The following is a 5,703-nucleotide window of genomic DNA, read 5'->3' as shown; positions in this document are numbered from 1 at the left end:
GCCCGGGCTGGCTCACGCCCGCCTACGTGGTGCTCGCGGTCGTGGGCGCGGCGCTCGGGGTGATCGACGGCCGCACCCACCGGCTGCCCAACGCGCTGGTGTTCCCCCTGACCTGGGCCACGGGCGTGCTGCTCGTCGTCGCGGCCCTCGGCACCGGGTCGTGGGCCGACCTCGGCCGGGCCACGCTCGGCGCGCTCGCGTTCTTCGCGCTCTACCAGGTGCTGTACCTGGTCTCGCCGCGCGGCGGTATCGGCTACGGCGACGTCAAGCTCAGCCTGACCCTGGGCGCCGTCCTGACCTGGCACTCGTGGGGCACGCTCCTGATCGGCGTCTTCGCCGCGCACCTGCTGGCCGGTGTGGTCGCGATCGTCCTGGTGCTCGGCCGGCGCGCGGGCTGGAAGACGGGCATCGCGTTCGGCCCGTACCTGCTGCTCGGCACCGTGCTCGGGCTGACCTGGGCGCGGCTGGTCGGCTGACGACGGGCCGCGGGCCCACGACCCGACGTCCAGGGCCGCAGCTACGGCGCGACGGGCGACGGTGTCGCCCGGGTGTAACGCCCGGCGAGCCCGCGCAGGTGCGTGACGAGCTCCGGCGGCCCGGTCACGTCGAAGTCCTCCCCCAGCAGGCCCAGATAGACGCTGAGGGTCTCGACCGTGTCGGCGCCGGTGTGCAGCGTGCACGTGTGCTCGTCGACGGGTTCGACAGTCCCCACCGCCGGGCTGATCCGGGCGGCGACGACCTCGGCCGGGGCGTGCACGGTGACCTGGGACCGATACCGCCATGCGGCGGCGGACACCCGGCTCGACACGTACGCGGCGACGTCCTCGGGCAGGTCGCGCGGGGTGAACCGGGGCCCGGTCGGGACGCGCGGCCGCATCCGGTCGACGCGAAAGGTCCGCCAGTCGTCGCGTTCGACGTCCCAGGCGAACAGGTACCAACGTCGGCCCCAGCTGACCAGGCGGTAGGGCTCGACGGTGCGCACGGCGGCCGCACCCGCATGGTCCTCGTAGTCGAAGCGGAGCCGCTCCCGGTCGCGGCAGACCGCGGTCAGCGTCGTCAGGACCGAGGTGTCGACGCTCGGCCCTCCCGCGTCGCCGGGAACCGGCACCGTGTAGCTCTGCAGGGTGTTGACCCGGCGTCGCAACCGGGCGGGCAGCACCTGCTCCAGCTTGGCCAGCGCCCGCAGCGACGCCTCCTCTATGCCCGCGACGGCGCCGTCGGTCGCGGTCCGGAGGCCGACCGCGACGGCCACCGCCTCGTCGTCGTCGAGGAGCAGCGGCGGGACGTCGGCGCCGGCGCCGAGGCGGTAGCCGCCGATGTTCCCACGGGTGGCCACGACCGGGTAACCGAGGCTGCGCAGGCGCTGGACATCGGTGCGCACGGTCCGCCCGCTCACCCCGAGCCGCTCGGCGAGCTCGACGCCCGTCCACCCCCGCGGGAGCTGCAGGAGCGAGAGCAGTCGCAGGAGGCGGGCCGAGGTATCCAACATTGCTCAAGCCTCGCAGACCATGCGGAAGCAAGTCGTCCTAATAGCCAGGCAGAGTTGTCCGCATGAGCATCCACGAGTTCCGGATCGACGTCCCCCAGGCAGACCTCGACGACCTCAAGCAGCGCTTGTCGCGGGTGCGCTGGACCAATGAGCTGCCCGACGGCGGCACCGACTACGGCGTGCCGCTGGAGTACCTGCAGAGCCTCGTCCAGCGGTGGCGCGACGAGTACGACTGGCGCGCGTGGGAGGCGAGGCTCAACCAGTACCCGCAGTTCACCACGACGATCGACGGGCAGAACGTGCACTTCCTGCACGTCCGGTCGCCCGAGCCGGACGCCACGCCCCTGCTGCTGACACACGGCTGGCCGACGACGGTCGTCGAGTACCTGGACGTGATCGACCGGCTGAGCGACCCGCGGGCCCACGGCGGCGACCCGGCCGACGCGTTCCACCTCGTGATCCCGTCCGTGCCCGGGTTCGGCTTCTCCGGCCACACGACCGAGCGGGGCTGGAACCGGTACCGCGTCGCCAGGGCCTGGGCCGAGCTGATGAGCCGCCTCGGGTACGAGCGGTACGGCGCGCACGGCAACGACGGCGGCTCGCTGATCTCCCCCGAGGTGGGTCGCTGCGACCCGGACCATGTACTCGGGGTCCACGTCACCCAGGTCTTCTCGTTCCCGTCGGGCGACCCCGCCGAGCTCGAAGGTCTGTCCGAGGAGGACCGGAAGCGGGTCGAGTTCCTCGGGTGGTGGACGGAGAACGGCGGGGCCTACGACAAGCTGCAGTCCACCGCGCCGCAGACCCTGTCGCACGCGCTAGCCGACTCGCCCGTGGGGCAGCTCGGCTGGAACGCACAGCTGCTCGGGGCGAACCTCGACCCCGACTACGTGCTGACCAACACGATGATCTACTGGCTCACGAACACGGCAGCGTCGTCGGCCCGCCTCTACTACGAGGACTTTCACGCCACCGACAAGCCGACCGAGCCCACCACGGTGCCCCTCGGGCTGGCCAACTTCGCCTGGGACTTTCAGTCGATCCGCGTGTTCGCCGAGCGCGACCACAAGAACATCGTGTCCTGGAACACCTATGACACGGGCAGCCACTTCGCCGCGCACGACGCGCCCGATCTGCTGACCGCCGACGTCCGTGCCTTCTTCCGCCGGCTCAGCTGACCCCCGGCCGACCCGGGAGAACGACCGCGGCCCCGCCCCTCGGAAGGGACGGGGCCGCGGGACGTCACTCCCACTCGATGGTGCCCGGCGGCTTGCTCGTCACGTCGAGCACCACGCGGTTGACCTCACGCACCTCGTTGGTGATGCGGGTCGAGATGGTCGACAGCACGTCGTAGGGCAGGCGCGTCCAGTCGGCCGTCATCGCGTCCTCGGACGAGACCGGGCGCAGCACGATCGGGTGGCCGTAGGTGCGGCCGTCGCCCTGGACGCCGACCGAGCGGACGTCGGCGAGCAGCACCACGGGGCACTGCCAGATCTCGTTGTCCAGCCCCGCCTTCGTGAGCTCCTCGCGGGCGATCGCGTCGGCGCGGCGCAGGATCTCCAGGCGCTCGGCCGTGATCTCGCCGACGATCCGGATGCCCAGGCCGGGGCCGGGGAACGGCTGGCGCGAGACGATCTCCTCGGGTACGCCGAGCTCGCGGCCCACCGCGCGGACCTCGTCCTTGAACAGGGTGCGCAGGGGCTCGACCAGCTCGAAGTCCAGGTCGTCGGGCAGGCCGCCCACGTTGTGGTGGCTCTTGATGTTGGCCGCACCCTCGCCGCCGCCGGACTCGACGACGTCCGGGTACAGCGTGCCCTGCACGAGGAACTTGACCTCCTCGCCGTGCGCACCGGCCTCAGCGACGATGTCGCGCTGCGCGTCCTCGAACACGCGGATGAACTCGCGGCCGATGATCTTGCGCTTGGTCTCCGGGTCGCTGACGCCGGCCAGCGCCGTCAGGAAGCGCTCCTTCTCGTCGCGGATCACGAGGTTCACGCCGGTCGATGCGACGAAGTCGGTCTCGATCTGCTCGACCTCGCCGGCCCGCATGAGGCCGTGGTCCACGTGCACACAGGTGAGCTGGTCGCCCACGGCCTGCTGCACGAGCGCGGCGGCGACGGCGGAGTCGACGCCACCGGACAGCGCGCAGATGACGCGCGCGTCGCCGATCTGCGCCTTGATGGCCGCGACCTGGTCGGCGATGACGTTGCCGGGAGTCCAGTCGGGCTTGAGCCCGGCGCCCTCGTAGAGGAAGTGCTCCAGCACCGTCTGGCCGTGCGCGGAGTGCTTCACCTCGGGGTGCCACTGCACGCCGAACAGGCGGCGGCGGGTGTCCTCGAAGGCGGCGACGGGAGCGCCCTCCGACGTCGCGAGCACCTCGAAGCCGACCGGCGCCTTGTGCACGGCGTCGCCGTGGCTCATCCACGCGGTCTGGTGCTCGGGGGTGTCGGCGAGCAGCACGCCCGAGGCGCACACCTCGACCTCGGTGCCCCCGAACTCGCTCAGCCCGGTCTGCGCGACCTCGCCGCCGAGCGCCTGCGCCATGGCCTGGAACCCGTAGCAGATGCCCATGACCGGGACGCCGGCCTCGAACAGCTTGGGGTCCACGAACGGGGCGCCGGCCGCGTACACGGAGGACGGACCGCCGGACAGGATGATGGCCGCGGGGTCCTTGGCGAGCATCTGCTCGACGGTGAACGTGTGCGGCACGATCTCCGAGTACACCCGGGCCTCGCGCACGCGGCGCGCGATCAGCTGGGCGTACTGCGCGCCGAAGTCGACGACGATGACCGGGCGGGGGGTCTGCGGCTGGTTCTCAGGGGCAGTGGACGACACGCGGCAAGTCTATGTGCCCGACGGCGGCCCGGCGCCCCACGGCGGAGTTGGGCTCACCACTCGGCGAACGACCCGTCGTCGTGCCGCCAGACCGGGTTGCGCCAGCGGTGCCCCTCGACCGCGCGCTCCCGGACGTAGTCCTCGTTCACCTCGATGCCCAGGCCGGGCCCCTGCGGGATGGCCACGGAACCTTCCTCGTAGGCGAAGACCCCCGGGTCCACGACGTAGTCCAGCAGGTCGTTCCCGGTGTTGTAGTGGATGCCGAGGCTCTGCTCCTGGATGACGGCGTTGTAGGCCACGGCGTCCAGCTGCAGGCAGGCCGCCAGTGCGATCGGCCCCAGCGGGCAGTGCGGCGCGACGGCGATGTCGTACGCCTCGGCCATGGCGGCGATCTTGCGCACCTCGGTGATGCCGCCCGCGTGGGACAGGTCGGGCTGGATGATGTCGACGACGCCCGTGGTGATGACGTTCTTGAAGTCCCACCGGGAGTACAGCCGCTCCCCGAGCGCGATGGGCGTCGTGGAGTTGCGCAGCACGTCGGCGATCCCGTCCACGTGCTCCGAGAGCACGGGCTCCTCGACGAACATCAGGTGGTAGGGCGCGAGCGCGTCGAGCAGCACACGCGCCATCGGGCGGTGCACGCGCCCGTGGAAGTCGACCCCGATGCCGATGTTCGGCCCGACGGCGTCGCGGACGGCCGCGACGTTGGCGACCACCTTCTCGACCTTGTCGCGCGAGTCGACGTACTGCAGCTCCTCCGGACCGTTCATCTTGACCGCCGTGAAGCCCCGGTCCACGGCGTCCTTGGCCTGGGCCGCGGTCTCCGCGGGCCGGTCGCCGCCGATCCACGAGTAGACCTTGATCCGGTCGCGCAGCCGCCCGCCGAGCAGGTCGTGCACGGGCACGCCGAGCGCCTTGCCCTTGATGTCCCACAGGGCCTGGTCGATACCGGCCAGCGCGCTCATGTGGATACCGCCGCCACGGTAGAACCCGGAGCGGTACAGCACGGTCCAGTGCTCCTCGATCCGGCGGGGGTCCTTGCCGATCAGGTAGTCGGACAGCTCCTCGACGGCGGCGGCGACGCTGGCCGCGCGCCCCTCCAGGACCGGCTCGCCCCAGCCGACGATCCCCTCGTCGGTCTCGATCTTGAGGAAGAGCCACCGCGGCGGCAGGACGAATGTCGTCATCGACGTGATCTTCACGGCATGCCTCTCAGTTGTACTGCCTTCGGTTCAGCCGGATCGGTTCAGCCGGATCAGCGCTGCTGCCAGACCCGGACCAGCTCGGCGGCCCGCGCGCCGACCACGTCGGGCTGGTCGCCCGGGCGGTACAGGGACGTGCCGATCCCGGCGCCCGCCGCGCCGGCGCGGGCCCAGTCCGCG

Annotated in this window: 5 protein-coding genes; 2 read left to right on the top strand and 3 right to left on the bottom strand. The window is 71.7% G+C overall.

What is annotated here, in order from left to right:
- On the top strand, nucleotides 1-476 hold a 476-nt coding region (locus PROKR_RS16995; protein WP_051433077.1), incomplete at its 5' end, for a prepilin peptidase.
- Nucleotides 477-517: 41 nt separating this feature from the next.
- Here PROKR_RS16995 and PROKR_RS16990 read toward each other — a convergent pair.
- Nucleotides 518-1,489: a helix-turn-helix transcriptional regulator gene (locus tag PROKR_RS16990; RefSeq protein ID WP_036964934.1), complete on the bottom strand. Its 972-nt coding sequence runs from the start codon at nucleotides 1,487-1,489 to the stop codon at nucleotides 518-520.
- Between the two features lie 62 nt (nucleotides 1,490-1,551).
- On the opposite strand from PROKR_RS16990, the gene PROKR_RS16985 reads away from it, so the two are divergent.
- Nucleotides 1,552-2,664 (top strand): epoxide hydrolase family protein, encoded by a 1,113-nt coding sequence (locus PROKR_RS16985; RefSeq protein WP_036964933.1) that lies wholly within the window; start codon nucleotides 1,552-1,554, stop codon nucleotides 2,662-2,664.
- Nucleotides 2,665-2,728: 64 nt separating this feature from the next.
- Here PROKR_RS16985 and guaA read toward each other — a convergent pair whose 3' ends face one another.
- Together guaA and dgoD are read right to left on the bottom strand one after the other, a co-directional pair.
- On the bottom strand, nucleotides 2,729-4,321 hold the full coding sequence (gene guaA, locus PROKR_RS16980; RefSeq protein ID WP_036964931.1) for a glutamine-hydrolyzing GMP synthase: 1,593 nt from the start codon (nucleotides 4,319-4,321) through the stop codon (nucleotides 2,729-2,731).
- A gap of 53 nt (nucleotides 4,322-4,374) precedes the next feature.
- On the bottom strand, nucleotides 4,375-5,508 hold the full coding sequence (gene dgoD, locus PROKR_RS16975; protein WP_425414905.1) for a galactonate dehydratase: 1,134 nt from the start codon (nucleotides 5,506-5,508) through the stop codon (nucleotides 4,375-4,377).
- Between the last annotated feature and the right edge of the window lie 195 nt (nucleotides 5,509-5,703).

The organism is Promicromonospora kroppenstedtii DSM 19349 (genome assembly GCF_000515355.1).
Taxonomy (GTDB): Bacteria; Actinomycetota; Actinomycetes; order Actinomycetales; family Cellulomonadaceae; genus Promicromonospora; species Promicromonospora kroppenstedtii.
The sequence above is the reverse complement of the archived record's forward strand: the minus strand, read 5'-3'. Positions and strand labels throughout refer to the sequence as shown.

What these genes read in the sequence shown, in the direction of transcription:
- PROKR_RS16990 (WP_036964934.1), bottom strand. Translation starts at nt 1,489, where the DNA reads ATGTTGGATACCTCGGCCCGCCTCCTGCGACTGCTCTCGCTCCTGCAG.
- PROKR_RS16985 (WP_036964933.1), top strand. Translation starts at nt 1,552, where the DNA reads ATGAGCATCCACGAGTTCCGGATCGACGTCCCCCAGGCAGACCTCGAC.
- dgoD (WP_425414905.1), bottom strand. Translation starts at nt 5,508, where the DNA reads ATGACGACATTCGTCCTGCCGCCGCGGTGGCTCTTCCTCAAGATCGAG.